This is a genomic window from Acetobacter oryzoeni (assembly GCF_004014775.2).
Lineage (GTDB): Bacteria > Pseudomonadota > Alphaproteobacteria > Acetobacterales > Acetobacteraceae > Acetobacter > Acetobacter oryzoeni.
The window spans coordinates 2,475,107-2,500,000 of the sequence record NZ_CP042808.1 but is presented as its reverse complement, the minus strand read 5'-3'; the positions used below and the strand labels follow the sequence as shown (position 1 = coordinate 2,500,000).

Genomic DNA, 24,894 nt, shown 5'->3' with positions numbered 1-24,894 from the left:
CGAAAATGTAACGGGGCTCAAGCCACGTGCCGAAGCTGTGGGTGCATATCTATGATATGCGCGGTAGCGGAGCGTTCCGTAAGTCTGTGAAGGAGATGGGGTGACCCTCTCTGGAGATATCGGAAGTGCGAATGCTGACATGAGTAGCGACAAACAGTGCGAGAAACACTGTCGCCGAAAGTCCAAGGGTTCCTGCGCAAGGTTAATCCACGCAGGGTTAGTCGGCCCCTAAGGCGAGGGCGAGAGCCGTAGTCGATGGGAAACAGGTGAATATTCCTGTACCTGCCAGAAGTGACGAATGCGATATGTTGTCAGGTCTTAACGGATTGACCTGGCTTTTGGAGCATTCCAGGAAATAGCTCTGGCGTATAGACCGTACCCGAAACCGACACAGGTGGACTGGTAGAGAATACCAAGGCGCTTGAGAGAACGATGCTGAAGGAACTAGGCAAATTGCTCGTGTAACTTCGGGATAAGCGAGACCCGTTGGTGGGCAACCATTGGCGGGTGGCACAGACCAGGGGGTAGCGACTGTTTATTAAAAACACAGGACTCTGCGAAGTCGAAAGACGACGTATAGGGTCTGACGCCTGCCCGGTGCCGGAAGGTTAAGAGGAGGTGTGAGAGCGCTGAATTGAAGCCCCGGTAAACGGCGGCCGTAACTATAACGGTCCTAAGGTAGCGAAATTCCTTGTCGGGTAAGTTCCGACCTGCACGAATGGCGTAACGACTTCCCCGCTGTCTCCAGCATCGGCTCAGCGAAATTGAATTCCCCGTGAAGATGCGGGGTATCCGCGGTCAGACGGAAAGACCCTATGAACCTTTACTGCAGCTTTACAGTGGCATCAGAGACATTCTGTGTAGGATAGGTGGGAGGCTTTGAAGCAGGGGCGCCAGTTCCTGTGGAGCCATCCTTGAAATACCACCCTGAATTTTTCTGATGTCTAACCGTGGTCAGTTAGCCTGATCCGGGACCCTGTATGGTGGGCAGTTTGACTGGGGCGGTCGCCTCCCAAAGTGTAACGGAGGCGCGCGATGGTGGGCTCAGGCCGGTCGGAAACCGGCTGTTGAGTGCAATGGCATAAGCCCGCCTGACTGCGAGAGTGACAGCTCGAGCAGAGACGAAAGTCGGCCATAGTGATCCGGTGGTCCCGCGTGGAAGGGCCATCGCTCAACGGATAAAAGGTACTCTAGGGATAACAGGCTGATCTCCCCAAGAGTCCACATCGACGGGGAGGTTTGGCACCTCGATGTCGGCTCATCACATCCTGGGGCTGGAGCAGGTCCCAAGGGTTCGGCTGTTCGCCGATTAAAGTGGTACGTGAGCTGGGTTTAGAACGTCGTGAGACAGTTCGGTCCCTATCTGCCGTGGATGTTGGAGACTTGAGAGGATTTGTCCCTAGTACGAGAGGACCGGGATGAACATACCTCTGGTGCACCGGTTGTCGCGCCAGCGGCACCGCCGGGTAGCTAAGTATGGAAGGGATAACCGCTGAAAGCATCTAAGCGGGAAACCCACCTCAAAACTAGGTCTCCCTGAGGGTCGTGGTAGACCACCACGTTAATAGGCCAGGTGTGAAAGCGTGGTAACACGTGCAGCTAACTGGTCCTAATCACCCAATAGGCTCACTCTCTTACTGTCCCCTTAAAAGGACAGCCCGTGCACAGAAATCATCCATATAACGCCTACTTCTTCATAACCAACCGTCCTCCACACCCCTTACAGGGTGGACTGGATGACCTGGTGGCCATGGCGGGGAGAGATCCACCCGATCCCATCCCGAACTCGGCCGTGAAAACCCCCAGCGCCTATGATACTGTGGCTTAAGCCACGGGAAAGTCGGTCGCCGCCAGGTCTTCCAATCCACCCTACACAAATCTTACCCCTACAAATTTCAACACATCTTCAACCGCGGGGTGGAGCAGCCCGGTAGCTCGTCAGGCTCATAACCTGAAGGCCGCAGGTTCAAATCCTGCCCCCGCAACCATTGAATCCTGCACCAAGAACTTATTAAGAACGCCAGCATCAGGGTGATGCGTGGCGTTCTTTTTGTTCGTGGCAAATCCCAGCATTGCAGCTAAATCCCCTTCAAGGAAAATCCCAAGCGTACCATTCTCCGGAATAAGGCGGATCCGCGTGATCAGAGAGCGAATGGCTTCCTTAGCCCGCATCCCGGTGGCTTCGTTCTGCAGGCTGTCTTGGAGCATCGCAATCTTCTGGCGGTAAAGTTCCGCCATGTTCGGATGAAGGAGTGGAGGCGGGGAAGGGGCCTCGGCCAGCCGTGCTTCGATCTCGGCCTTGCGGGCTTCAAGTTGCTCCATGCGTGTCTTGAGAGCAGAACTGGCAAAGCCATCCAGGATCGCCTGAACGGCCTTGTCCAATTCGCGCTCGATTTTGGGAAGTTCGGATTTCAGGGTAGCCAGGTCCGCGCCTTTCTCCATCCGCAAACGGTTTATCTCGCGCGTGAACTCGTCACAGAATTCCTTGAAAAGCGCCGGATCCATCATTTGCGTTTGCAAACCGTTGAGCACGGATTTTTCCAGAACGTCCCGCCGGATTGTCAGGCGGTTCTCACAGGTGCCCTTGTTGCGGGCTGTTGAGCAGCCGAGGTGATGTTTCGAGATCATCGAGAAGCCACCGCCGCAACAGCCGCATTTGATGAGGCCTGTCAAAAGATGGGTCGGACGCTGCAGGGCGTTGAGCGGATGAACGCCAGTGCCGCGGGATTTCTGAGACCAGGTCGTCTTGCTTTGACGGGCTTTGACCGCATCCCAGAGATCCTGCTCGATAATCCGCAGTTCAGGAACGTCGTGAAGAGTCCATTCGGATTCAGGGTTGAGGCGCGAGACGCGTTTGCCGGTGTTGGGGTTCTTGATATAGCGCAGGCGGTTCCACACGAGGCGCCCAATATAGAGTTCGTTGTTAAGAATACCCGTGCCGCGTTCGCGATTGCCATTGATCGTTGACGGACTCCAGGCCCCGGACAGGGGGCCGTGATGGCCTTCGGCATTCAGAGACAGGGCAATGGCTTTAGGGGATTTGCCGTCAGCATAGTCCCGAAAGATCCGTCGGACGATATTGGCCTGTTCGCCATTGATCGCGCGTTCGCCACAGATCGCCTCGCCACGGGTATCGCGTTGCCGGACAACATCGTAACCATAGCACAGGCCACCGCCGGACTTCCCCTGTTCGACACGACCGCGCAGGCCGCGTCTGGTTTTGTTGGCCAGTTCCTTGAGGTAGAGTGCATTCATCGTGCCAGTGAGGCCGATGTGAAGGGGGGTGATCTCGCCGCCTTCCGAGAGCGTGACGATCTTTACCCCCGCGAAGGTCATGCGCTTGAACAGGCCGGCAATATCTTCCTGATCGCGGGACAGACGGTCCATGGCTTCGGTCAGGAGGATCTCGAAGCGGCCAGCGGTGGCATCGGTGATGAGGTCCTGGATACCCGGACGGATCAAGGACGCCCCCGAAATTGCCCGGTCGGAATAGCTGTCGACGATCGTCCATCCCTGTTGTTCTGCGTACGTGCGGCAAATCCGGAGTTGATCCTCAATGGACGCATCACGCTGAGTGTCAGAAGAGTAGCGGGCGTAAAGGACAACTCTCATGGCGGTCTGTCTCCTGATGCTGTAACGTTCTGCTGGGTGCTCTGCTGACGCAACTGATCTGCTTCAAACCACTCTTGCGCGGCACTGCGCGCAAGAAGGCGCACAACCGTTCGCAGGTGGCTCTCTGAACATGAAGGACTGTTTCTGTCTGGAGCGGCAGGGCTGGCAGCGGGATGCTTCGGGTTCATGGTGAATCACCAGAAGCACTTCTGCAAGAGTCGTTTGTGCAGATCGTTGCATTGAAGCTGGCATAAATCGCGCACTTTTTGAGTGCGATGATGTAAGAAAAATCTCTGCTGTGACTTTGCATAACACCCCCTCGTTGTCAGAGGGCACTCTGCGCAGGCCTGATAAATGAAATGGAATCCGCATTTTCGCGGATTCTGACAGATCGCTTATTGTGGCTTCTGATTCACATCTTTGTAGCTCCGCAGAGCGTCAACAATTGCGCGCGGCAGAGGAGGAAGGATCATGGCTGGATATGACGTTTGAAGCGGCTCTTCCAAAGACTGTTTTGGAAGCATTGACGCGCAGTTTTTTGTGCCCACCTGATGCAGGAGTTCCTGTGCGTAAAGACCTTGTGCTTTGTAGTCTTTCCCAAGCAATGGTTCCTGAAGGAACACCTGCCCGTCCGCTCGGGAAACGATACGATGCATGTCTTCGATCTCGGCAGGATACAAGTCGCTCTCGAGTGTAACGATCTGCTGTGGGGGAAGCAGTGGTTTAGAGCGTTCGTGCGTCCCTTTGCGCGTTAAAAGCTGCTGAAAGCGCAGAGCGTAGATGATCGTGGCTTTTGTTAAGAGTTCATCGTCGGGGTCGTCCATAAAACTGACGCCAGCGCGGTATCCTCTCAAAAGGCCGTCTGGTCCCGATTGATATGACGGCCATCGACTGTCGAGGGGGGTTTGGGGGATGTACGGATGGCTGGAGATGACACTCATGGCGCCCAGAATAGGCGCAACCGGGAGAAAATATTCCTTGAGTGCCATGAACTGGGTGCGGCCGGTGCTATAACTGACCTGCTTTTCAGATGGTGTGCGTGGGACCGTAAACCCGCGTTTCCATAAGAGGGGAGCGCTCGCGTCGATCAGGTAATCCGCTGGATCGCGCCCTCGGGAGATTTCTCCTGCGGCATAACCAAAAACATGAGCAAGGCGTTCCCACGAGAGGGGAATATCCGTGTGGTGCAGGCTTTGTCGTAGCGCAATCTGCATGGCAAGCCCAATGATGGCCCGTCCGTCTTCAATGAGGCTTGCTCGCATGGTGACATAGTCGCGGAATGGGTAAGCAGGATCCGGATGGCTCAGTTTTCTTTCAAGGCGAACTGTTCTCATCTGGGAAGCCCAGAAGTGTCTTTCATTCCGATATCGAAAAATAGCCTCTAATTTCTCCTGTGCGACCTGGTTTGGGAGCAGACATGTGGGCCACTCCTGGTCGAGCTGCTGTTCAAGATCTTTGGACGTTTCGAAGTCAAAGGCGTCGATGAAGTCGAGAAAACACTGTCCTGAACTTCTGAGAGCAGACCTATAATGTCTTTGAGAACAGGCCTCATGCATGAGGTGAAGATTGATGTAATCGTAACTGCATTTGTATTGCGCTTCATGATTGGAATAACATTTTTCAGCGCTTAATTTTTGTTTTTTGAAGAGTTCCAGACGTCGCAGTCGTTCCGTTGCAAGAAGAGTTGCCTGTAATTTAAGATTAAGACGTAAAAAAGGATATCTTGAGGGTAAGATAATTCTTTTATAGACAGGTCCAATACTTTCCTTTCTGGCCATCTCTTCCGCCTTTTCTGAGGGGGTGGTTCAGATACGCATAGTCCATCAGGCTCGTCACAGCCTGAGCTTCTGTTCTGATGTGATCGAAAAATGTCTCATAAACGAACATCATCTGCACTTTAAAAAACCAATTAAAAACAACAATATTCGAAAACACCGAGGCAAATACGAATACCGGAAAATACGGCTTCTGACGCGCTGACATTCGCTATTTTCCGCAGAAAATAGCCATAATCAAACTGTCTTCTCATCTGCCATCATCCCCACATTGGCAGAAAACTGCCGCTTCCAGCGAATCAGCCTGCTGAAAAAAGGGTCTTCCCAGCATACCGTATTCGCCGAAAATGGCGGTCTTCATAGTATGCACGAATCACATTCCAATCTGCACCAGAGGCCAGATTGGCAGAAAACTCCCGTTTTCTGAACCATGACACCTGAAAAAAGGGTCTTCCCAGCATACCGTATTCGCCGAAAATGGCGGTCTTCATAGTATGCACGAATCACATTCCAATCTGCACCAGAGGCCAGATTGGCAGAAAACTCCCGTTTTCTGAACCATGACACCTGAAAAAAGGGTCTTCACAGCATACTGTATTCGCGAAAAATGGCGGTCTTCATAGGGTGCATGAATCACATTCCAATCTGCACCAGAGACCAGATTGGCAGAAAACTGCCGTTTTCTGAACTATGACCCCTGAAAAAAGGGTCTTCGCAGCATACTGTATTCGCGAAAAATGGCGGTCTTCATAGGGTGCATGAATCACATCCCGATCTGCACCAGAGACCAGATTGGCAGAAAACTGCCGTTTTCTGAACTATGACACTCAAAAAAAGGGTCTTCGCAGCATACTGTATTCGCGAAAAATGGCGGTCTTCATAGGGTGCATGAATCACATTCCAATCTGCACCAGAGACCAGATTGGCAGAAAACTGCCGTTTTCTGAACTATGACCCCTGAAAAAAGGGTCTTCGCAGCATACTGTATTCGCGAAAAATGGCGGTCTTCATAGGGTGCATGAATCACATTCCAATCTGCACCAGAGACCAGATTGGCAGAAAACTGCCGTTTTCTGAACTATGACACTCAAAAAAAGGGTCTTCGCAGCATACTGTATTCGCGAAAAATGGCGGTCTTCATAGGGTGCATGAATCACATATCCCACCAAGCAAGCCAGAAATCGCAGAAAACCTAACGCCCCGTCACGATCGTTACCAAACCGCACAAAAACCACGGCCATTGCCGCCAGAAAACCATCGAAAATGGCCGCACAAGCCGGTCTGAAAACTTGCCCGCATAAAGACCGCCGGATTCCTGCCAGACCGGCCTACAGACCGTTTCTAAGACCTGTTTGCGGCATGTTCGACGAACACATGCACCACAAAAACTTCAAAACGGATCAAATATATCCCCGCAAGGGATTTAAGGCACGATACCGCATTTTGGTGCGCAGGGCGCACGCAAAACGCAGAAAAACGACGGTTATCTGCCATTTTTCGTGTGGTCCTTCGGACGTCGCCGGATGCGCGCCTGACGGCGCGACTTTGGCCCTGCCAAAGTCTGCATCCGGGAAACCGGAAGACGAGGTCAGGGAGAAGACGGTCGGACAGGGCGACATCCTCGGTTCTGAGGGCTGTCGATGAAGGGACTTGTCCCTTCGTTCCCAGAGAGAAGGACGTGGTGTGGGCCTGTGTGCTCCCGCCGTGTCCTTCCTCGCCTTTCAGGACATGTTTCATGACACGAATTTCGTCTTCCTTTTTCGCTCCCGCCTCGCCGGTGGGTGCATTGCGCTCTGACGGCGTGGGGCAACTCGCGTCCCTTCGTCTGCGTCTGCTCAGCTGGTGGCCGGCCAGACCTATGGCCTGCTTTACCGAGGGCAGCCGCTTTGTGGTCGTGGTGCAGAATATCCTCTGGACCCCGCTCACCGTTTCGACGGTGTGGGATTATGTCCGCACGATGGAACTGCATCATGACGCCAGCGGGCGGCTGTGCTTCGATGAACCGCTGGTCTTTGCCGAAGAGGGCATGGACGTACCAAACGCCATCGCCGTCTTCAACTACCATTTTCTGCGGCGCTTCCTCGCGGATGACGACCCCGCACTGGCCCTGCCGGGCCTGTGCCTGCATCGCGCGGCCCGGGAGCTCTGGCCGCATCTGATGTTCCATACCCCGATGAGTCTGATCGTGCACGCCGCCTCCAGCGGGCGGCTGGCGGGTCTCGCACCTGAAGACCTGCTGGGACTGACGGATCCGCAAAGGGATCTGATGCTGTTCGACGCGCTGAGCCGGCAGATCAATCCGTCGAACCTGATCTGCCTGTCGGCCTCCACAGCGGTGGAGGCTGCCCCCGTCATCAACGGTCTGGCTGTGGACCCGCGCTGGTTCAGCACGGAGTGCGCGCCCGGCTACAGCCTGCAGGCCGGGCTGGAACATCTCGGTGTGCTCGAATGTCCTGAAGAGGATGATCTGCTGCCGTTCGATCTGTCCTTTCGGGACTATTGAACGCTTTTTCTCTCTATCGCGACAGCTGTTTTTTTCATGGCCTGCCCCAGGGCTTTTCGGTCACCGGACGCTTCAGGAGCGTGCCGGTGTCGACCTGCGTCTGCAGGGCAGGCAGGAACAAGGATCATTTCTTATGTCTGCCGAACATTTCTCTCTGCCCCGCACTGGCCTCGACCGGCTGATCGATGTCTGGCTGCAGATGCACGACGTGCTGCTGCCCGCCCTGTGTGTTGCCCACGATGACGGTCCAGACGACATGCTGCCCTTTGGCCGCCCGCTGGAAGGCCATGTGCTGCTGCTCGGTGATCTCCTCGAAGATTTTGGCGAGACGCTTCAGGAGATCATGGACAGTCCCGCTTCGGCGTGAGTGCCGGATATCTGCATCTTTCTGGTCGTCAGACCATCACCCTCAAACCTAAATCATCACTCTGCCATCGGACAGGAACCGTTCTGTCCGATGGTTCTGCTCAGGATTTTCATCATGCGTTACCAGACCACACGCCATCAGACAGGCCGATCCGCCTCGTCTTATTCCATCCGCCGTCTTCGCCAGCCCCGTCGTCTCTCGCCGTGGGATGCGACAGACGAGGATCTGCAGTTCATGGCAGCACTCACCGAACGGCTGGGCGCACCGCCGGTCTCGAACATGATGCGGTATTGCGGCCCCGAGGCCCGGCATCTGGACCAACTGGGCGAAAGCCTCGGTGACTGGCGGCGGATGCTGGAGGCACTCGCCCTGCGTTATCCGGATCTGCCACGATCGGGACAGCAGGCGTCCGATGGCACGACACTGGACTCTGCGCCCGAGCGCATCGTCTGGGAGACCCTCGTGCAGATGGTGCCCGATGAACTGGAGCTGTGCTGCCATCCCTGGCTGGAAGACGGGCGGTATCTGCGCAGCGATTTCGGTCTCTGCGCACCGGATGAGGAGACCCCTCTGCTCTGCATCGAGGTGATGGGCATGCTGGGCTCCGACCGGATCTGCCGGGCGGACGTCGAGGAAGCCTCTCTGGACCGTCTGGCGGCGAAGCAGGACTGGTTCAGTCAGCCGGGCCGTCCGCTCCTGCGCGTGATCTGGCTCGACATGATGGCGCACCCGGACTGGTTGGAGGCAATTTGTTCAGAAGCCATCCAAGCGGCTGTCGCGCAGCTTGCTTATGGCAGGGAGGGACGTCGCACATCAGGCAGGAGACTATCAGAGCGCGGTGCTGAACAGGGGCGGCAACTACCCCTGCGTGGGCGCACGCGCGAGTACAGAGTCAGAAAGAACTAAGTGGTACTTCAGGTCGCTGGCGATGAGGGGATGTCCCTTCATTCCCAGGGAGATTCTTTAAGGATTGTAAGTCAACAGTCCCTGATGAGGAACCCTGGTGTCAAGCCATAAACAAGGGATAACTCTTATGGCGCGCCCGAATAGTATCGATCATGAGGATTTCGAAAACATCGTCTCTTCCGTCATTCTTCCGTTGCTTGTGGCCTATCGCGACAGGCTGGGGGAAGACGTGCCGGAACTGAATGGCGTCATCAGTATTCTGCGCCTTCTGGAAAACAGACGCGCAGTTGAATGAACGGATCGGACCAGCCTCCTCAACGGGAGGCTGGTTTCCGCTCAGTCGTTTTTGTCATCATATGGCGGCAGCAGTTCAGGCTCTCTCTCGTCGGGCTGTTTGTCAGCCTCCTGTGCCTTTTCGATCCGGGTTGCACGCCACAGCAGGACGGGAGCAGCAAGGAGAAACAGAATGCCCGAACCGGGCGTGAAATAGAGATGGAAGGTCGAGAACGCAAAAAGAAAGCTGCTTGTTTCTGTCTGCGATGATTGCAGAAAAACGTAGATTTTGACGAGACAGAACAGCGCCATGCCCCATGACGCACGATCACAGTAAAGGCGGGGGACATTGAAGGAGGCACGTTTCCGGCTCAGCCACGATGCGCCAAAACAGGCGATGGTCAGCCAGAGTGTGATGCCCAGAATATGAAACCCGCTGAAGCCGGCGTGCTGAACCGAATTCATGCCGCGTTCGACATGGCGGTAAGCGCAGGACAGAAACCCCGCCAGAACGGTGCTGCCCAGCGCAGCCAGAACAAGTTCAGCGGGGGTCTCCCAGAACAGACCCAACCGGGCCTTGATCCCTTCAAAATCGATGTCATTCCTGTTCATGGCGGGTTCTTTTTATTCTGTGTCGATGACGACGTGTAACTGATAGGCGTGTCTGGATGGCGACCAGCTCCAGACAGGCGTCTTTGGACCTGGTCCACCGAAACTCAGATCGTGAATCCCGTTATGACGGCTTTCCAGAATGGCAATGGCGGCGGCGGAGTTCTGCCAGACGACATGACGCGTTCTGTCGAGAAGGGTGTAGCGGGCGCCATCACCCCCGAAGCAGGCAGGGTCCTCTTCGATGACTGCAGTGAGGGTCCCAAGGTCACCGCCGACATCAAGAAGCAGGATTCTGGGTGTCACGCGTGTTCCGCACAGATCGTGATACTGTCCAGTTGTTTTCGTGAGGTCAGGCACGGCCTTCAGGATGGCGGCATCCGAGGCTGTGGCTGGTCGGGCCTGTTCCGCGTTGAGCCAGTGGGCGTGCGCAATCATCTGCCTGTCGCTCTGACTGGCCGCCTGAGCGTGAGCAGAAACAGTGAGCAGTGACAGGGCGGAGAACAGGGATAGGGACAGGAAAGGTTTCATGAAGGCAGTCCGTTTCATGGAGGAAGCAGATGTCACCCGGCATCAGGGATGCCGGATGAGAGCTCAGAAGACGCCGCTTCCGGTTTTGACCGCCGAGGCATTCATCGTGTGATGCCAGACGACGTCACCGTTAAAGAGAACGGTCAGGGTTTTCTCGGTGCCGTGTGTGCCCTGATGGAGATCGCCATACAGCGGAATGAAGTTCGCCGCGTCCGATGAGGCATTGGTGAAGGAATAACGCCATTGTTCATGGCCGCTGTCGGTAAATGAGCTTTCACGGGGATCGCCGAACAGGGCCCGGATCTGGGCTTTTGTCGTGACGCCATCCTGAATTTTCTGGTCGATGGAGGTCACTGTTTCGTTCTTGAGGCTTTCGTTGCCTTCCGTGGCGCAGCCGGACAGCAGGATCATGGCTGTCAGGGAAACAGCACCGCCGAGCATTTTGAGCGAGCGTGAGGACATGGAGGTATTTTCCTTTTTTGTGAGATGATGGAAAGATCAGCTATTGGAGACAGTCGGATATTCTTCTGTCTTTCCGATTGTATTCAGACAGATTTATTTGATTTCGTCAGTAAAAGTGGTTTCTGAACCGGGTCTGTTCAGTCGAGCCCGTAGAACTTCCGCCGTTCTTCTGCGGTCCTGCATTTTTCCAGCATCGGCCTGCGGGGATAGACCCACGCGGCAAGCCCGAAACAGAACACGATGACCGGATGAAAGGGGATCGATATGACGATCCCGCAGATGACGCAGACACAGGCACAGAACAACGTCATGTCACGAAGTTCCTTGCGGTTTGCCGCTTCTTCCGCGCCATATTCTTCTTCATAGGCGGCAAGGCGGGCAGCCTTTTTGTCGACGCCGTTCTCACCGGCCTGCAGAATGGTATCATTGAGGGGCATCGTGCTCTCCCGGTCAGTCATGACGGTGGAACAGAAACATGCACGCCAGATAGGTGCAGAGCATGATGAGGCTCGGAGAGAGGACATCAGTCGTCATGAGCCAGTCGCCGAATTTATTCAGGCACACCAGCAGGATGATCCCACCCACCACGACCACGACGATAAGGACTGTCAGAAGCAGCATGTCAGGATGCTCCTGCGCCATAACGGACAGGAAGCACGCTGAACGACGCGATCCGACAGGGTGTGCGATCGAAAACTGACAGAGACACCATCATGACCTCCCGATGGCAGAAGGGCGAAAAGCGCTGCCCCTACGTGCCTGATGGGAGGGATAATTTACGAGATATCGCCCATAGTCAATACGAAATATCGTATTTTATGACAATTGGCTTTCCGCCGGTCGTTTAAAGCCAGACCCTCACGGTCCGGGCACGCCACCGGTCCACACAACTTCACCCAGAAGCCGGAAGCAGTCCAGTCTATTTTCTTCGATATCCTGTGGCGGATAGCGATGGTTGTCGGCTATGACCCGCACGCCGCCGCCCAGACGGGGATCGAGGCGGCGGATCATCAGCGTGCCGCTGCTTTCCAGCGCATAGAGGGCGCTGGCCGTGACGGTCGTCACGCTGCGGTCGACGATCACCAGATCGCCCGAAGCCAGCGTGGGCTCCATCGCATCGCCCTCGCTGGTCATCAGGCAGAGGGCCGAGAGATCACGGGGGATGGCGCTCTGCAGCCAGTCACGACCGATCCGCAGGCCGTCCTCGTGATTGTCGTGCCAGGGGATGACAATCTGCCGGGTGGTGCTGGCTGTTCCGTCCGGATTGTCGGTTCCGGGGCCTGTGCCGTTGCCAAAGGCCAGCCAGTCCAGGGAGACGCCACAGACGCGGGCCAGTGAGGAAATGGCGGAGAACTTCATCTCGCCGCCGTTCATGTAGTCACGCAGGGTTGTGTAGGGGACGCCGGCTGCCTTTGCAGCATGGGTGATGCCGATGCTCTGGGCGGCTTCACGCAGACGCTCGCCACGCTCGCGCATCAGGCGGATCTGTTCATCCATGAGCTTGCGCTTCTGTCTGCGTTTGCGGGCCACGTGTTCTGTCCTCATCACAAAATGAGGATGCTATACGGATTCCCGCTTGATATGTAAGTCGGAAAAACGTAGTTGTGTGAATCGTAATGTTGCGGGACCCGTCACTCATCATGGTCAGATCCTCGCACAGAAACGGCGTTCTGTCGAAGGGATTATCATGCCTGAAGATCCGCTCCTGCCTCCGCCCGCGCACGCCCCCGGTCTCGAGGACCTCCATGCTGGGCTACACGACGTGCTGCGTCTGATCGAGATCGAGCATGCCCTGCTGCGCGGGCGGCTGGAAAGCCTGAAGGCTGACAGCGAGGGCGCGAGGCTGCTGGAGGGAGTGATGGTGCTCGGCGCCGTGCTGCAGCAGAGGATGGCCGGGTTGTTGCAGATCTGTCGGGACATCGGGAGGTTGTGAGCGGCATGAAGTGTCTCTGCTGGACTGTCCGAAAGGCAGCCGCTTTGGGGGGGGTAAACGGAAGGTCGGCTTTGTGTTGCACGATCGGCAAAACTGGACATTCACATGGACAACCCCCGCGAAGGCTTCCACCCATTCCGATTATTCAAATAACCCATATGACTTTCTGAGGGCTGATATTCATCATAAAATCGCTGAGCGCCAGCCAGATGATTCAGTTTAAGTGTTCGAATCTTACCTAATCCACCATGGAAATCATTCGCCGCAAGGCAAGTTTGCCTTCTCATATGACGTCCAGCAATGATCGAGGAAAGCGCAAACCTGGCAACAAATTCGGCTATCAATCGGAGCAATCAGACATTTTTTCGTCCGGCGGTCCTGAACAACCTGATTGGCGCAATGGTGCTGCTGACTGTCGATGAAGAAAGCGCGTTGCTCCACTGAGCGAACGCTGATAGCGGATTGCCCAATCGCGTCTGCGCCACAATGAGCCCAGGTGTGGAAGCGGCAATCCGCTACTCGCGGTTCGACAAGCAGGAAATGGGAAGAATTACCCGTCGCGACGAACCAGTGGTTCGCCTCGGGGAGGTTACCGACGAGCGTCTTCGTCATGATGTCGCTGGGAAAGCCGGGAAAGGCTCCGAGAGGCGGGCTCGGAAGGGGGCCGCCAAGTTCTTGGACGCAAGCGGCAAGAAGCGCAGTACTGCGTGCGTCGATCGCGTGTAGGTGCGGGGCTAAGGTTTCACCACCCACGTTGTCATGCTCGTAATCCAGGTTAACGGGCGTGTCATTGTCCATGACCGTGTAGATGACATCGTCATTCCGAACGACGAACATAGCTGGATAGATCGAAATGCGCGGGCGGGGCGTGAATAGGCGGCTGCCCCCCTTGTGATCGTAATGAACATGCACACCCCGAAAGGCGCCCGCGACATCGGCCAGCTCTAAGAATTGCCTAAGCTGTGCAGGGCGTAAGGGGATAGGGGCGTCTTGAGTCAGTGATGAGCGATGGAGAAGCTTAAAGAGTTCCCCCGCCTGAGCCGCGAACTCCTGCCGCCGGTAGACCGCAATATCGCCAGGAACCAACGCACCGAGAAAGGTCTGAGTTGGTCGCTTGAACACCACCAGCCATTCGCCGCTGACGATCATTGCCCGTGGCAAGTCGTGCCCGTATTGCTCCTTTAGGGTGCGAACATAGCCTTCGACCTGATGAAGATACTTATGCCATTCAGCGATCGCGGGGGACGTATCTTCCGACTTTCCATCACGTATATGTTGGATAGCGGCGACGATTAGTTCGGCTTCGGTGGCGAACGCAACCCCCGCGCGCGCCGAAACGAAGGGTTTGTCCCAGGCCTTTGCTTCGACCAGCAGCAGCGGCTTGCCCGCTATATCAACGACGCCAACGTAGTCCATGAACTTCGTAGTGGCACCTTGAAGGCGAGCCTCCTCCAATACATTGCCGCCAGCCCCACGCTTCCAGCCGAGATGGCTTAGTAGCTCATCGACGAAGAGCAGCCGCGTATCATGTTCATGCGGGCGTCGTTCGGGATTGAATTCGGCGTAGGGATCGCGGTTGGGCTTCGCCAACGCGTGTTCGATCGCCTCCAGTAGGTCGCCGAGGTCTTGCTTGAACAGATTGAGTAGCGTGGCCCGGTTCACTGGATGAGTTCGGGCAGTCGGTAGAGCAGACGGCGCGCCGCCGGCCATCCCGCTTCAAGGAATATCTCTAGGCACTCGACAAGCGCGGCTCGACGATCGGCGTCCTCGAATATTTCCTTGTGGTCGGCGAGGAAGACACCGACCAGATTGACGAGCAGATCAACGCCCAGAGACTCGTTTTGATAATCCGACTGGCGTCCAGCCCGCAGGGCACTGACCGCGAGATCGAAGGCGCCGGCGGGGTCCACATTCATCAGCCGCTCGACGAGTTGCAGAAGTTGGTAGGTCGTGTGGGGCGTCGCGTAGGTGCTGATGTGCTTCAGGAGATCCGCATTCTCACGGAAGAACACGTTGAGGATAGCATGGCCGTACTCAGGGTCGTTATCTCGCTTGCTGGCTGCTGCGTCGGTCGCGTGGTACATTGTGTTACCGGCGACATCAATCAGGTGAGCGCACTCACGCGCCTCCTTTGTCTGGCCGTCATCTAGGTTGGGTGCGGACATATGCACCCCCAGCCTAGCGTTCACGGCATCTACGATGGTGGACACTAACGCTTGGGACCTCTGCCGAAGATCCGCGTCTTTGTCGGTCTCGTCGCCAATCCCGGCCACGATCGCCCCGCGCAAAGTCGTCAGAATCGTCCGTACTTCGTCGGGGTGCTCCCACGGCGTCGCAAGCCAGCTGTCAAGAACAACCTTAGCTTCCTGAGACTGATAGGTGACCCAAAGAACGGTCAGTTTGTCGGCAATGGCTTTGCACAAGCGATGCGCCCGGTCTGATCCGGCGGGCTCACGATGCAGCAGCGCTAGTAGTAGCGTCACTGTCCGCGCCGGCTCCGAATGAATCAATCGCGAGACTACGTCGCCGAGCACATGCTCGATGACCGTCAGATTTTGTTCGTTTTCCAACACTTGTGCGATGAGTTGCCAAAAGTGCTCACGGTCGATATCCCAGATGCGCCTGATCCGCACGGCAGCGTTCAGTCGAACCGCGGGGTGTGGGTCGGTCAATAGAGGCTCCGCCAAAGGATAGATGACATGGTAGAGGTCTGGGCGCTGATAGACGAGATCGAACGCGGCCTCGGCGGCTTCCACCCGTGCGGCCGGCCCGCCCCAGGCAGCAGACTTCTCGAACTGCTCTTCCGTGGCGTCGTTGAATTCCGGACTTGCAGAATGGGCGGCAATCCCCCACAGATCAAGAAACAGGGCGTCCTGATCCGGGGTTGGTGCGGGCTCGCTAGCGAGCAGCTTGCGCGACACTATGACATGACAACCCTGACCGATGATCGCTTCAGCATACTGCCGCAAATCCGCGTTGGGCGTGTCAGCCGCCAGCGCTGACTGTATTGCGACGAGAGGGGCGAGCGCCTCCGCTAAGGAGGCAGAAGGAATTTCGTCAGAACCGGGCTCCAGACGCAACTGGGTCTTGGCAGCATTGATCGCGGCGATGACTGTAGCATTTTCTGGCGCTGCCCGATCAACGTTCTCCATCCAATGGAAGTCGTCGGCATCGACCACGCTGGATTGAATGACGAAAAGGCGCTTGTTGTCGACTGCAACGTCCTGCGCTTTGGCGTCGACGATCTCGCGAGCCTCATCGGTCGTCAAATTGTCCCGGCCAATGGCGGTGAAAACGCGCTCCAAAAAGCCTCGACGCGCGTCGTCGCGATAAGTGAAACGCTCGAAGTTGAAGCTTAGGGCTGCGCGCTCAAAAGCCTCCTGTTCATCTAGGGACCGTCGTCTGAAACCAGCTGCAACGACATCTATTGCGTCCTTTCGGGTGTCGGGAAGGACAAGGAAGGGCTCTGCTGCCGCGAACGGCCAGACGCGGTCGATGAGGCTGTCACCACGCTCTACGGCGCATAGGAAGAGCCGGGACCAGAAGATCGCCGATGTACATTCGTTGATCAAAAGGTCGGCCAGGATGGCGGCGTCAGGTTCTGACGCGTCGCGAAGCCGCGTCCGCAATTTCAACACCAAGCTCTTCGCATCAGAGGCATACTGATCGTCCGGGTTATGCGCCCAAATGTAACTGTGATCTTCCCGCAGGCGGATCGTGCGGCCGCTAATGTCCAGTTGAACGTCCAGAGCCCCCTCGCTAATGGGATGCACGCGGCGAAGGTAGCCATCGAGAGCGGCTACGACCGCTTTCACAGCGGCACGTGGTTGGTATTCGAGGAATTGCGGCAGGTATGCGCCGAGCGACCACCGCGCGCCGTTGTAGTCCTGGCGAGTGTTAGAGGTCAGGTTGAGAATTCGGCTCTGGCCAAGCTGCGTCTGCCGATCCTCAGTCACCTCGTAGTCGAAGACGACACGGTAGATAACGGTGACGAACTCGGGATCAGCCGCACCGATGGCAGCGATCTTGTAACAGATCGTCGGCACCTCCTCGTGGCCAAACCGGTTCAACCGCTCACGGGTAAAAAGCTTTGCAAGCAGGAGCCGCGACGCGGCAATGTCAGTTACGTAGGTGTCAATTACGAAGCCGATCGCCGATCGAACGATGAACTCGACGTTCTGCTGAGCCAAGCCGTGGGCCAGCAACGCACGGGCTGCTTCACCAAGCATCGGAGTGAGGGGACCATCCTTAATGCGTTCGATGAGATTGTGTAGCAGGAAGCGGAGCGTTCCAGCGACTGGCCCAGGCTTCTCCGCCATCCGTGCGGCCAAGAAGACCCAAGGTTCGATGGGAACGTTCTTTTCGTCCTCAAGTCGCACGACCAGGGCGCCGCTGACGTGCGACAGGGTATTCGGGGCGGTGGCGTCGCCGGAGATCGCGAGATCGCATAGCCAAAGGCAGTCCTCGGCAGCAGTTGGAAACTCGGCGCCCAGTCGACCTGCCGTGCTGCGGATGATTGGGTCGCCGTCTTCGTCATTGATCAGGCGACCGAGTGCGATCCAGAACCTGGCATGGTCGGTCTCGGTCTCCCAAATCTCCCGCAGCACAAACCCTAGCGCAGGTGAGAGCATCAGGCCGAGGGCTTCGGCCTTGCTGAATCGATAGGCTCCACTGACGATGTTGCTTGGCTCTAACGCCAGTTGCGCCGCGGCATAGTCGAAGATCAGGTGGTGGCGGAACTGTACCCAGCGGTCGCCGTCAACAACGACGAGGACACCCTCCTTACAGAGAATGTCGATCATGGCTGGATCATTGCCCGCCGCTTGAAGCACAGGAGCACGAAGCGCTCTTGCCTTAATCATGAGCTGCACCACGCGGCTCAGGCTAGTTCTGGCCGGTAGCCCATGGCCGTCGACGCGATGTTCCCAATAGAGGCGCAGCAGATCGGCTTGAGATGATACTTGGCCGAGGCCTCCAACTGCCCCGCCGGTGATTAACTCGCTGAGCAAGCGGGTGTTGAACGGCACCATGGCCAAGTCGCGCAGGCGGGTGGGCGCTTGTGCGAGGTAGTCAGCCAGCGCAGGCGCCCGGCAGAGAAGTTGGTCGAACTCCTCTGCCGACCAAGAAGGCACCTGAATGTGCCGAACGCCAGCAAAAGTCGGGTCCGCCAGTAAACGGTCTGGCGGCGCCCCTTTGAACAGTGCGCGGAACTGATGTCCCATACGCAGGTCAAAGTTGCGGATTGAGGCGACTACATTCCAACGCCCCTTCAATTCTAGCACCCGCTCGATGAGTGATCGGAAGACACCTTCCCCGCGACCGCCCCTGGTCGCGTCTAGGGCATCTACAACGAGATAGGCTGGTTCGGAGCCGTCCCAGGCTTCCAGCACCTCCAACAGCGGGCGCTTCAGACCCAGTTCAAGCGAAAGGCCTTCTAAGCTCTCGACCGAGTACCGATCAACGGCAAGTTCCAAGACGTCGGCACCGGAAGCGCTCAGGGTCTTCGCTAGGGCGTTCATTACGCCGCTCTTGCCGGTCCCGGGTTCGCCGATGATGAGCAAAGGGCCGCTACGTACAGCGTCTTCGACGGCAGATTGGCAGTCGCGTTGAACGGTGAGCGGCGCGCCGCTATCGACCTCGATTTTCTCGTAGGCGCCGAGCGCTTCGGAGATGCGTTTGGAATGCCGCTTCAGAGCTTCGATGTCGTCGCGATATTCCGGTGCTGCTCCAAGGGCGATGCCGTTACCGGCCAAGAGATTCCGCCAGGTGACCAAATCACCCCCACCACGCTCCTTCATCAGCCGGCCGCTAAGATCGGTCAAAACTGTGAAAGCGACCCCAGCGTCGAAGTCTAGACCGAACGCCTTAACAAGCGATCCCCCGGCCAAGGCCGGACCACGTGCTCCGTCGAACTCAAAGACCGTAACCAATTTGGATAGGTCCGCGAGCAGGACACTATCGAAGGGGTCCTTGGTGATGCTTTCCCAGGCCCGTTTGACGTGAGAAGCGAACACCTCATAGGCCCGTTGCTGAGCGTCATTCAGCGCACCGCCGCCTGACTGCGAGGCGAGGCGTAGGGCCGCCGGTAGGTCATATCTGATTTGGGCCGAGGCCTGAGGGCCAACGGCGAGAACGAGGCGGTCGCGTGCGGGGTCAAGGGGGCGGTTCCAGTCCATTGAACCATCGCCCTGGTTTGACGCGTGCCAGTGCCGCACGAACTGGGTGATTGTCTTGCCGAGCGGCGAGCCGGCATCGTCGCTCAGGGATGCTGTCGTCTTCGCCTGAATGGCGACAAACCCGCCATTACTCGTCTTAACCAGCAGATCGTCGACTGGAGCTTCGGTTTCGAAGCGGACCCACTCCGGGGTCGCGGCGCCAAGCCGAAAGCTCTCGTCGAACCGGTCGCCTGCCAGAATCCATGATGAGATCAGAGCCCCAAGCTGTTGCTGAAAGCGAATGCCTGCACTCGTCGCGGCTCCGCCGCCGCCGATGCGATCATTTCGGAGAGTGTTGGGCGGCGTGTCGGTCAAAGCTTGCTTTCAGTTTGAAACTTGAGTGAAGATTACCAATAATCGGCGTTCGCTGCGTTCTTGGCAACCAGATATGGCTCCCGTTTTTCAGACAATGCGATAAGCTAAAATCCGACCTGAGCGAAGACGGACTTTACAGGCAAGGTTACGCGGTAACGATATTCGAGTGAGTTCAGATCACGTGTTGCTGTGGGAGAAAACCGTGGTGAACTGACGCTGGTGGAGATTGCTCTGAGACCGACACGATTCAGGGCTTTGAACCAATTATGTCTGCTATGGGGAACCTGATGGGGCGCATTCAATGGGCGGGATGGAGGGCGGGAGCGGCATGTCAGCTATCGGTTAGAGCAAACGATAAGCCGCTATTGTGACGCTAATGCTCATGACGGCTACCGACCTGTTGCTCCCTTCCGACGTGGTGCCGGGAATGTTAGTTCACATCACAACCAGTCGGTCTTGATCGGCAATCAAATCCTGTTTAGACGCTGCACGGACAATTGGTGAGATCTTTCGCCATATAATATGTGCGACAGCCGTCCACGGTGAAATGATTAACCTGCGCGAGGTTCTCTCGAGTGATAATTCCGTCAGGCGCATTCCCAATCAAGGCCAGTGACGCTGTCAGAGGGATGAGTAGACGCCTCGGGATATCCGGGGTAATGAATTCTCCAGACTGGGGGCGTATCGCTCCCCACCGCACTGTTTCTTCGAGTTGGCGGGCCAATTCGTCAATCTTAAATTGAAGCCAGATGCCATTAAGCTGACGACTTGGGATACGGCCACCAGTTCTGATAAATAGATAATGATCTTGTTCCAGATTTTCCTCCTGCTCTAAGGTCAGTCGGTCGCCGGTATTACTGGCTAACTGGGTTTCTTGATCCTTCAACTGGGTATACCTCGCCCGCATGTATGGGTATACCTCGCCCGCATGTACCAGAGTGCATAGAAGCGATTAACGCGTCTTCTTTGTTCCACGTCGACGATACCACATTGCTCAACAATCGTTTTTTCAGCAATTTCCTGAAACTGATTTTCAATCTCAAGCATATAGCCGGACTCTGAGCGCTGGTCCCACGCTCTTTTCGCACAAAATATCCCGTCTGTTGGCTTGGCTCTGCGGGAGCGCCGACGTAAAATGTCATAGACGTCCACCGTTCCTTGAGTATTGGTCAGCCTGCTGATGCTTTTGGTCGGAAAAACATGCTGCAACAGCGTCAACTGGTTGGGATTTTTAGGACGAGTCTTTTCAGGCTTAGACCACTGGGCTTCATCATCGTAATCCGGTTGACCGCAGGCAATTGCGCCCGCAATCGCTGCGGCGGCATCGCACCCGTTCTGACTGTATATTGATATGGTTCGATTAAATTTCTTAAGGGAATTCATCACACAATAGAACGGAAAACCGCGGATTTAATCAAGGGGAGTAGTGACTTTGATCGACATTATGACTCTTCAAAGGCAACTTTCTGCGCAGGGAAGCTGATAGGCTTCGAAACAGTTAAGTCCGCTATCGGGATGCAAGTAGGAGCCCCTCTATATTCTGTTAGGAGGCGACTGCCGCCTGTCTGCTCTGTTCACTAAGAATAGAGCAGACAGGCTGGCGTGGGGGGAAGTAGAAGATCAGTTATCGAGTAGCAAAGTCATCAATGATGTGCCGGGCCACAACATCATATGCAAGAGATAGTTTGCTGATCTGAATCGAGATAAATCCAATCTATATGCTCACAATTCGTCACCACTGCTACCAAACCCCGGGCTGAAAAGGCGCTTGTAGAGACGCTCTGCGTAGCTATCCGTCATTCCAGCAATATAATCGCATACACGACGCTCCTTAGAGCTTTCTATACATCCATCTTGCCAAGAGGATTGGGGAATTAGCTTTTCAGGATCTGAAAGTAAAGTATCGAACAGTTTCTTTACGACTCTTTGACCTCGTCGTTCAAGCTGCTGCACCTCAGCCTTCCTGATTATGAGTTCGTAGGCTAGTCCTTTGAGGGATTTCAATAGTTTTGCATGAGGGTCGGGAAGACGTGCGTTAAATCTGAGAAGCTGATGACTGTATAATGTATTTTCTTTAATGTATACAGAACTGACAAAAAGATTAACAAGTCTAGAAATCATCTGTTTCCGTTTAAAGCTGTCAGAAAGTAGACATTCAGAGACTAAATTGGCGGTTAGGCCATCCAAATCCGTGCTCTTAAGTCCATCGAAGGCTTGAGTTATTGCTTTTTTGACTTCGCTTTCGGTCGCTAGACCGCGAGCGACTATGTCTTCTATGTCATGAATACCATAGGCGATGTCATCTGCCAGTTCGAGAATGCTGCAGTCGAGAGTGTGGTAGGCGCCTTTCCCATCAGCTGATTTTATCAGATGACCTCTATCGGCAGACGAGAAGCCTTGAAGAGCCCACTCAACAACATCTTTCTCGTCATCATGAAAAGACTTAGGCGGTTTCGTCTTAAAATCATCAAGTTCAAAATATTTCATTGAACACGGATACTTTAATATTGCGAGCACTAGCCGACGTGTTGGATACAGGCCTTTTCCTCGCTCCATATACTTCTCGAGTTTCGTTAAAATACGAAGGGTCTGACCGTTTCCTTCGAATCCTCCGTGTCCGAACATGGCTTCATGCAGGGCTTGCTCTCCTTTGTGGCCAAACGGCGGATGACCAAGATCATGGGCAAAACATGCAGCTTCAATCAGATCACGCTTGGGTAACCACTTTAAAACCGGCCTAGGTAAAGTCTTTTTGTTGGATTTTAATACTTGGAGTAGACCATAACCGACTTGGGCTACCTCGATAGAATGAGTTAATCGAGTGCGATGGAAATCACCTTCTCCGACTCCCATAACCTGCGTCTTACCTTGCAGCCGCCTAAAAGCAGCTGAATGCATTATACGCGAACGATCCCTCTGAAATGGCGAACGGGGGTCTCCTGCGCGTTTAGGCTGATTTTCAGGGAATTGCTCTTCAAAAAAGCTTAAATCAGAGGTCATGGGTATGTCCTGCTTCTAATGATCTAGGTCGATTTTTAGTCGAAGATTTATGCTTTCCAATGTCGGTTACAAGGAAGCTGCCATGCTACATCGTCGTCACTGACGCACGAAGAGACTAAATTTATTATTTGGCTGCTGGGCCAATTCGACGGTTCACATTCGAACAGATGATGTCCGCTGTGTGGAAAACCAGTTGGCGATATTTATGTCTGACATGTAGGCGTCTGCCGCCTGTCCGCTTATCGTTCCTTGAGTAGACAGGCGATTCAGGGGGGGGAACGGAATGTCGGTTATCAGTTTATTGTTGTCCGATATCGGACATTCACGATGCGAGATTAATCTGAATAGATTGCCTCTAAGTCCGGTAAAATCGCCAGAAAGACATCACTCATAATTTGGCGCATCCAAGGATTATCGGCCGTTCTCTGCCAGAGGATCGATACAGAATAGTCTCCCAAATCGATGGGTGCCGCGCAGACCGTAAGACCCGAAACGGCAGCGAGGCTCTGCGCGGCATGGAGGGGCAGTGTGGCAATGGCACGCGTTCCAATCAGGAAAGGGGGGAGCGCAGAAAAATGCGTCAGTGCCGATTGTACCCGGCGTGCGTGGCCCAGAGTTTTCAACACATGGTCCACGATGCCCTCACGTCCGGAAAAGGACACCAGAAGATGTGGCAGCGTCAGGTAATCTTCCAGTGTCAAAGGAAGTGTAAGGCCGCAGGCGACTGGATCAAGCAGGCAGGCATAACCGGACCGCCCGATTTCCTGCCGCTGCAATCCGGATCGCACATTCGGCTGTGCGACAACGGCAAAGTCGATTTCTCCTGCTTCGAAAAGAGCCTCGACGCGATGTTTGTTGGCCTGTCTGAATGTCACCGAAACCCGTGGGGCTTCCTCTGCCAGACGTTTTGCGATCAGGGGGCCAGCCGCGATCTGGAAGTCGTCGGACATTCCCAAAGAGAAATGCTGTCGGCTGGTTGCCGGATCAAATGCCGTGACGGTTGAGAACGCTGTCTGGATCAGCGTCGCTCCGTTTTGTAGCGGTTCCGCCATGGCAATTGCCCGAGGGGTTGGTTGCATGCCGTCACGTGTGCGGACGAACAGGGGGTCATCCGCCGCTTCCCGCAGGCGGGCCAGAGAAGCGCTGACGGCGGACTGGCTCAGGGACAGTCGCCGTGCCGCTCTGGAGACGCTGCGTTCTTCCCAGAGTGCCAGAAACGTGGTGGCCAGATTGAAATCGAGGCGTGAAATATCGACCATGGTGATTTAGACTATTAAAACAATCAATTTGCCCGATAATGGGAAAAAGTCCACTCTTCCTCTTACTGTAATCCGCTACATGCATGAGAGATCCGGACATGAGCCAGCGTCGCGTCGCCGTTATTCAAGCGGGAACCAGTCTTTTCGACACTCCTCGGACACTGGATCGGATGGAAGCCCATTGTGATGCGGCTACCGCACAGGGTGTTGAGCTTGCAGTTTTTCCGGAAGCGTATGTTGGCGGATATCCAAAAGGGCTGAGTTTCGGCGCTGTTCTGGGAAGCCGCTTCCCGGAAGGGCGTGAGGATTATCTGCGTTACTGGAAATCTGCCATTGACGTGCCAGGGGCAGAAACGGCGCGGATTGGCTCGTTTGCAGCGAAAATGAAGGCCCATCTCGTTGTTGGGGTTATCGAACGTGATGGGGCTACGTTGTATTGTACGGCGCTTTTTTTCGGACCCGATGGGACACTTCTTGGCAAACATCGCAAGCTGATGCCGACCGGCACCGAACGATTGGTCTGGGGACAAGGAGACGGTTCGACCATTCCGGTTTTTGAGACGGATATCGGCCGTATCGGGGCTGCGATCTGCTGGGAAAACTATATGCCGGATCTGCGGCAGAGTATGTATGTCCGGGGTATCAATCTCTGGTGTGCGCCTACGGTAGATGAGCGCGATATCTGGCAGGCTTCCATGAGGCATATTGCCTATGAAGGACGGACGTTTGTTCTTAGTGCCTGTCAGTACATGACGCGTGCGGATGCGCCGGAGGAGTATGCCTGCCATCAGGGCAATAATCCGGACACCGTGCTTATTCGGGGTGGCAGTGTGATCGTCAGTCCGCTTGGAGAAATCATTGCCGGACCAATTTATGATCGTGAAGCGATCATTACGGCTGATATCGATCTGGATGATGTAATCCGGGGGAAATACGATCTGGACGTGGCAGGCCATTACGCCCGTCCTGATATATTCAGTTTGCAGGTTAACAACGCCTGTCAAAATCCAGCATCGTTCTCTGCGCAAGAGATCGATGCTCCACTTCCCACGATGAAGATCGAATAAAATAACTGTGGCCTCTATCGCCTTGCCGTAACTACTGAAGCCCTCCTTTTAGAGCCCTTTTGGAAAT

The 24,894-nt window shown here is 55.4% G+C and carries 21 protein-coding genes, 1 tRNA gene and 2 rRNA genes (1 of these 24 running past the window's edge); 9 read left to right on the top strand and 15 right to left on the bottom strand.

Annotation, left to right across the window (positions count from 1 at the left end):
- The 3 genes from EOV40_RS11675 to EOV40_RS11665 form a co-directional block, all read left to right on the top strand.
- A 23S ribosomal RNA gene (locus EOV40_RS11675) occupies positions 1-1,634 on the top strand (it extends 1,104 nt beyond the left edge of the window).
- A gap of 106 nt (positions 1,635-1,740) precedes the next feature.
- Positions 1,741-1,856: ribosomal RNA gene (rrf, locus tag EOV40_RS11670) — 5S ribosomal RNA — on the top strand.
- A 55-nt stretch (positions 1,857-1,911) separates the two neighbouring features.
- Positions 1,912-1,988 (top strand) — tRNA-Met (locus EOV40_RS11665).
- On the opposite strand, the gene EOV40_RS11660 is transcribed toward EOV40_RS11665, so the two are convergent.
- The 3 genes from EOV40_RS11660 to EOV40_RS11650 all read right to left on the bottom strand — a co-directional run bounded on the left by EOV40_RS11660 (position 1,945) and on the right by EOV40_RS11650 (position 5,595).
- Positions 1,945-3,612 (bottom strand): recombinase family protein, encoded by a 1,668-nt coding sequence (locus EOV40_RS11660; RefSeq protein ID WP_128106258.1) that lies wholly within the window; start codon positions 3,610-3,612, stop codon positions 1,945-1,947. The genes EOV40_RS11665 and EOV40_RS11660 overlap by 44 nt on opposite strands.
- A 395-nt stretch (positions 3,613-4,007) precedes the next feature.
- Positions 4,008-5,390 carry a hypothetical protein gene (locus EOV40_RS11655; protein ID WP_128106045.1) on the bottom strand — a complete coding sequence of 461 codons (1,383 nt, stop codon included), beginning with the start codon at positions 5,388-5,390 and terminating at the stop codon, positions 4,008-4,010.
- On the bottom strand, positions 5,356-5,595 hold the full coding sequence (locus EOV40_RS11650; protein WP_061498227.1) for a hypothetical protein: 240 nt from the start codon (positions 5,593-5,595) through the stop codon (positions 5,356-5,358). The genes EOV40_RS11655 and EOV40_RS11650 overlap by 35 nt, the downstream gene beginning before the upstream one ends.
- A 1,527-nt stretch (positions 5,596-7,122) precedes the next feature.
- Here EOV40_RS11650 and EOV40_RS11640 point away from each other — a divergent pair.
- From EOV40_RS11640 to EOV40_RS15025, 4 genes are all read left to right on the top strand, one after another.
- The gene (locus tag EOV40_RS11640; protein WP_128106044.1) at positions 7,123-7,890 is read left to right on the top strand and encodes a hypothetical protein; all 768 of its coding nucleotides are present in this window, start codon (positions 7,123-7,125) and stop codon (positions 7,888-7,890) included.
- 133 nt (positions 7,891-8,023) lie between these two features.
- Positions 8,024-8,257 carry a hypothetical protein gene (locus EOV40_RS11635; RefSeq protein WP_128106043.1) on the top strand — a complete coding sequence of 78 codons (234 nt, stop codon included), beginning with the start codon at positions 8,024-8,026 and terminating at the stop codon, positions 8,255-8,257.
- A 114-nt stretch (positions 8,258-8,371) separates the two neighbouring features.
- Positions 8,372-9,163, top strand: a complete 792-nt coding sequence (locus tag EOV40_RS11630; protein ID WP_244296924.1) for a hypothetical protein — start codon at positions 8,372-8,374, stop codon at positions 9,161-9,163.
- A gap of 127 nt (positions 9,164-9,290) precedes the next feature.
- A complete protein-coding gene (locus EOV40_RS15025; protein WP_167506877.1) occupies positions 9,291-9,458 on the top strand; it encodes a hypothetical protein in 168 nt (55 codons plus the stop codon).
- Between the two features lie 41 nt (positions 9,459-9,499).
- Here EOV40_RS15025 and EOV40_RS11625 read toward each other — a convergent pair whose 3' ends face one another.
- The 6 genes from EOV40_RS11625 to EOV40_RS11605 form a co-directional block, all read right to left on the bottom strand.
- Positions 9,500-10,048 carry a hypothetical protein gene (locus EOV40_RS11625; protein WP_128106042.1) on the bottom strand — a complete coding sequence of 183 codons (549 nt, stop codon included), beginning with the start codon at positions 10,046-10,048 and terminating at the stop codon, positions 9,500-9,502.
- 12 nt (positions 10,049-10,060) lie between these two features.
- The gene (locus EOV40_RS11620) at positions 10,061-10,576 is read right to left on the bottom strand and encodes a hypothetical protein (RefSeq protein ID WP_128106041.1); all 516 of its coding nucleotides are present in this window, start codon (positions 10,574-10,576) and stop codon (positions 10,061-10,063) included.
- 63 nt (positions 10,577-10,639) lie between these two features.
- On the bottom strand, positions 10,640-11,038 hold the full coding sequence (locus tag EOV40_RS11615; protein WP_128106040.1) for an outer membrane protein assembly factor BamE: 399 nt from the start codon (positions 11,036-11,038) through the stop codon (positions 10,640-10,642).
- 137 nt (positions 11,039-11,175) lie between these two features.
- A complete protein-coding gene (locus EOV40_RS11610) occupies positions 11,176-11,475 on the bottom strand; it encodes a hypothetical protein (RefSeq protein WP_128106039.1) in 300 nt (99 codons plus the stop codon).
- Between the two features lie 13 nt (positions 11,476-11,488).
- Positions 11,489-11,659, bottom strand: coding sequence for a hypothetical protein (locus EOV40_RS15020; RefSeq protein WP_167506876.1), 171 nt, complete (start codon positions 11,657-11,659; stop codon positions 11,489-11,491).
- A 237-nt stretch (positions 11,660-11,896) separates the two neighbouring features.
- Entirely contained in the window at positions 11,897-12,535 is a 639-nt protein-coding gene (locus EOV40_RS11605; protein WP_208729341.1) for a LexA family transcriptional regulator, read from the bottom strand.
- Between the two features lie 190 nt (positions 12,536-12,725).
- Between EOV40_RS11605 and EOV40_RS11600 the strand changes: the two genes are divergently transcribed.
- A complete protein-coding gene (locus tag EOV40_RS11600; protein ID WP_061498169.1) occupies positions 12,726-12,971 on the top strand; it encodes a hypothetical protein in 246 nt (81 codons plus the stop codon).
- Between the two features lie 255 nt (positions 12,972-13,226).
- On the opposite strand, the gene EOV40_RS11595 is transcribed toward EOV40_RS11600, so the two are convergent.
- From EOV40_RS11595 to EOV40_RS11570, 6 genes are all read right to left on the bottom strand, one after another.
- Positions 13,227-14,633 carry a hypothetical protein gene (locus EOV40_RS11595; RefSeq protein WP_128106037.1) on the bottom strand — a complete coding sequence of 469 codons (1,407 nt, stop codon included), beginning with the start codon at positions 14,631-14,633 and terminating at the stop codon, positions 13,227-13,229.
- On the bottom strand, positions 14,630-19,501 hold the full coding sequence (locus EOV40_RS11590; protein WP_208729185.1) for an ATP-binding protein: 4,872 nt from the start codon (positions 19,499-19,501) through the stop codon (positions 14,630-14,632). The genes EOV40_RS11595 and EOV40_RS11590 overlap by 4 nt, the downstream gene beginning before the upstream one ends.
- A 478-nt stretch (positions 19,502-19,979) precedes the next feature.
- Complete coding sequence (locus EOV40_RS11585) at positions 19,980-20,387, bottom strand: hypothetical protein (RefSeq protein ID WP_128106036.1); 408 nt, start codon at positions 20,385-20,387, stop codon at positions 19,980-19,982.
- Positions 20,384-20,887 carry a hypothetical protein gene (locus EOV40_RS11580; RefSeq protein WP_128106035.1) on the bottom strand — a complete coding sequence of 168 codons (504 nt, stop codon included), beginning with the start codon at positions 20,885-20,887 and terminating at the stop codon, positions 20,384-20,386. Before EOV40_RS11580 ends, EOV40_RS11585 begins: the two co-directional genes overlap by 4 nt.
- 336 nt (positions 20,888-21,223) lie before the next feature.
- Positions 21,224-22,501, bottom strand: coding sequence for an anti-phage deoxyguanosine triphosphatase (locus EOV40_RS11575; RefSeq protein WP_128106034.1), 1,278 nt, complete (start codon positions 22,499-22,501; stop codon positions 21,224-21,226).
- Between the two features lie 335 nt (positions 22,502-22,836).
- Positions 22,837-23,760: a LysR family transcriptional regulator gene (locus EOV40_RS11570; protein WP_128106033.1), complete on the bottom strand. Its 924-nt coding sequence runs from the start codon at positions 23,758-23,760 to the stop codon at positions 22,837-22,839.
- Positions 23,761-23,858: 98 nt separating this feature from the next.
- Between EOV40_RS11570 and EOV40_RS11565 the strand changes: the two genes are divergently transcribed.
- Positions 23,859-24,827 (top strand): carbon-nitrogen hydrolase family protein, encoded by a 969-nt coding sequence (locus tag EOV40_RS11565; protein ID WP_128106032.1) that lies wholly within the window; start codon positions 23,859-23,861, stop codon positions 24,825-24,827.
- Positions 24,828-24,894 lie beyond the last annotated feature (67 nt).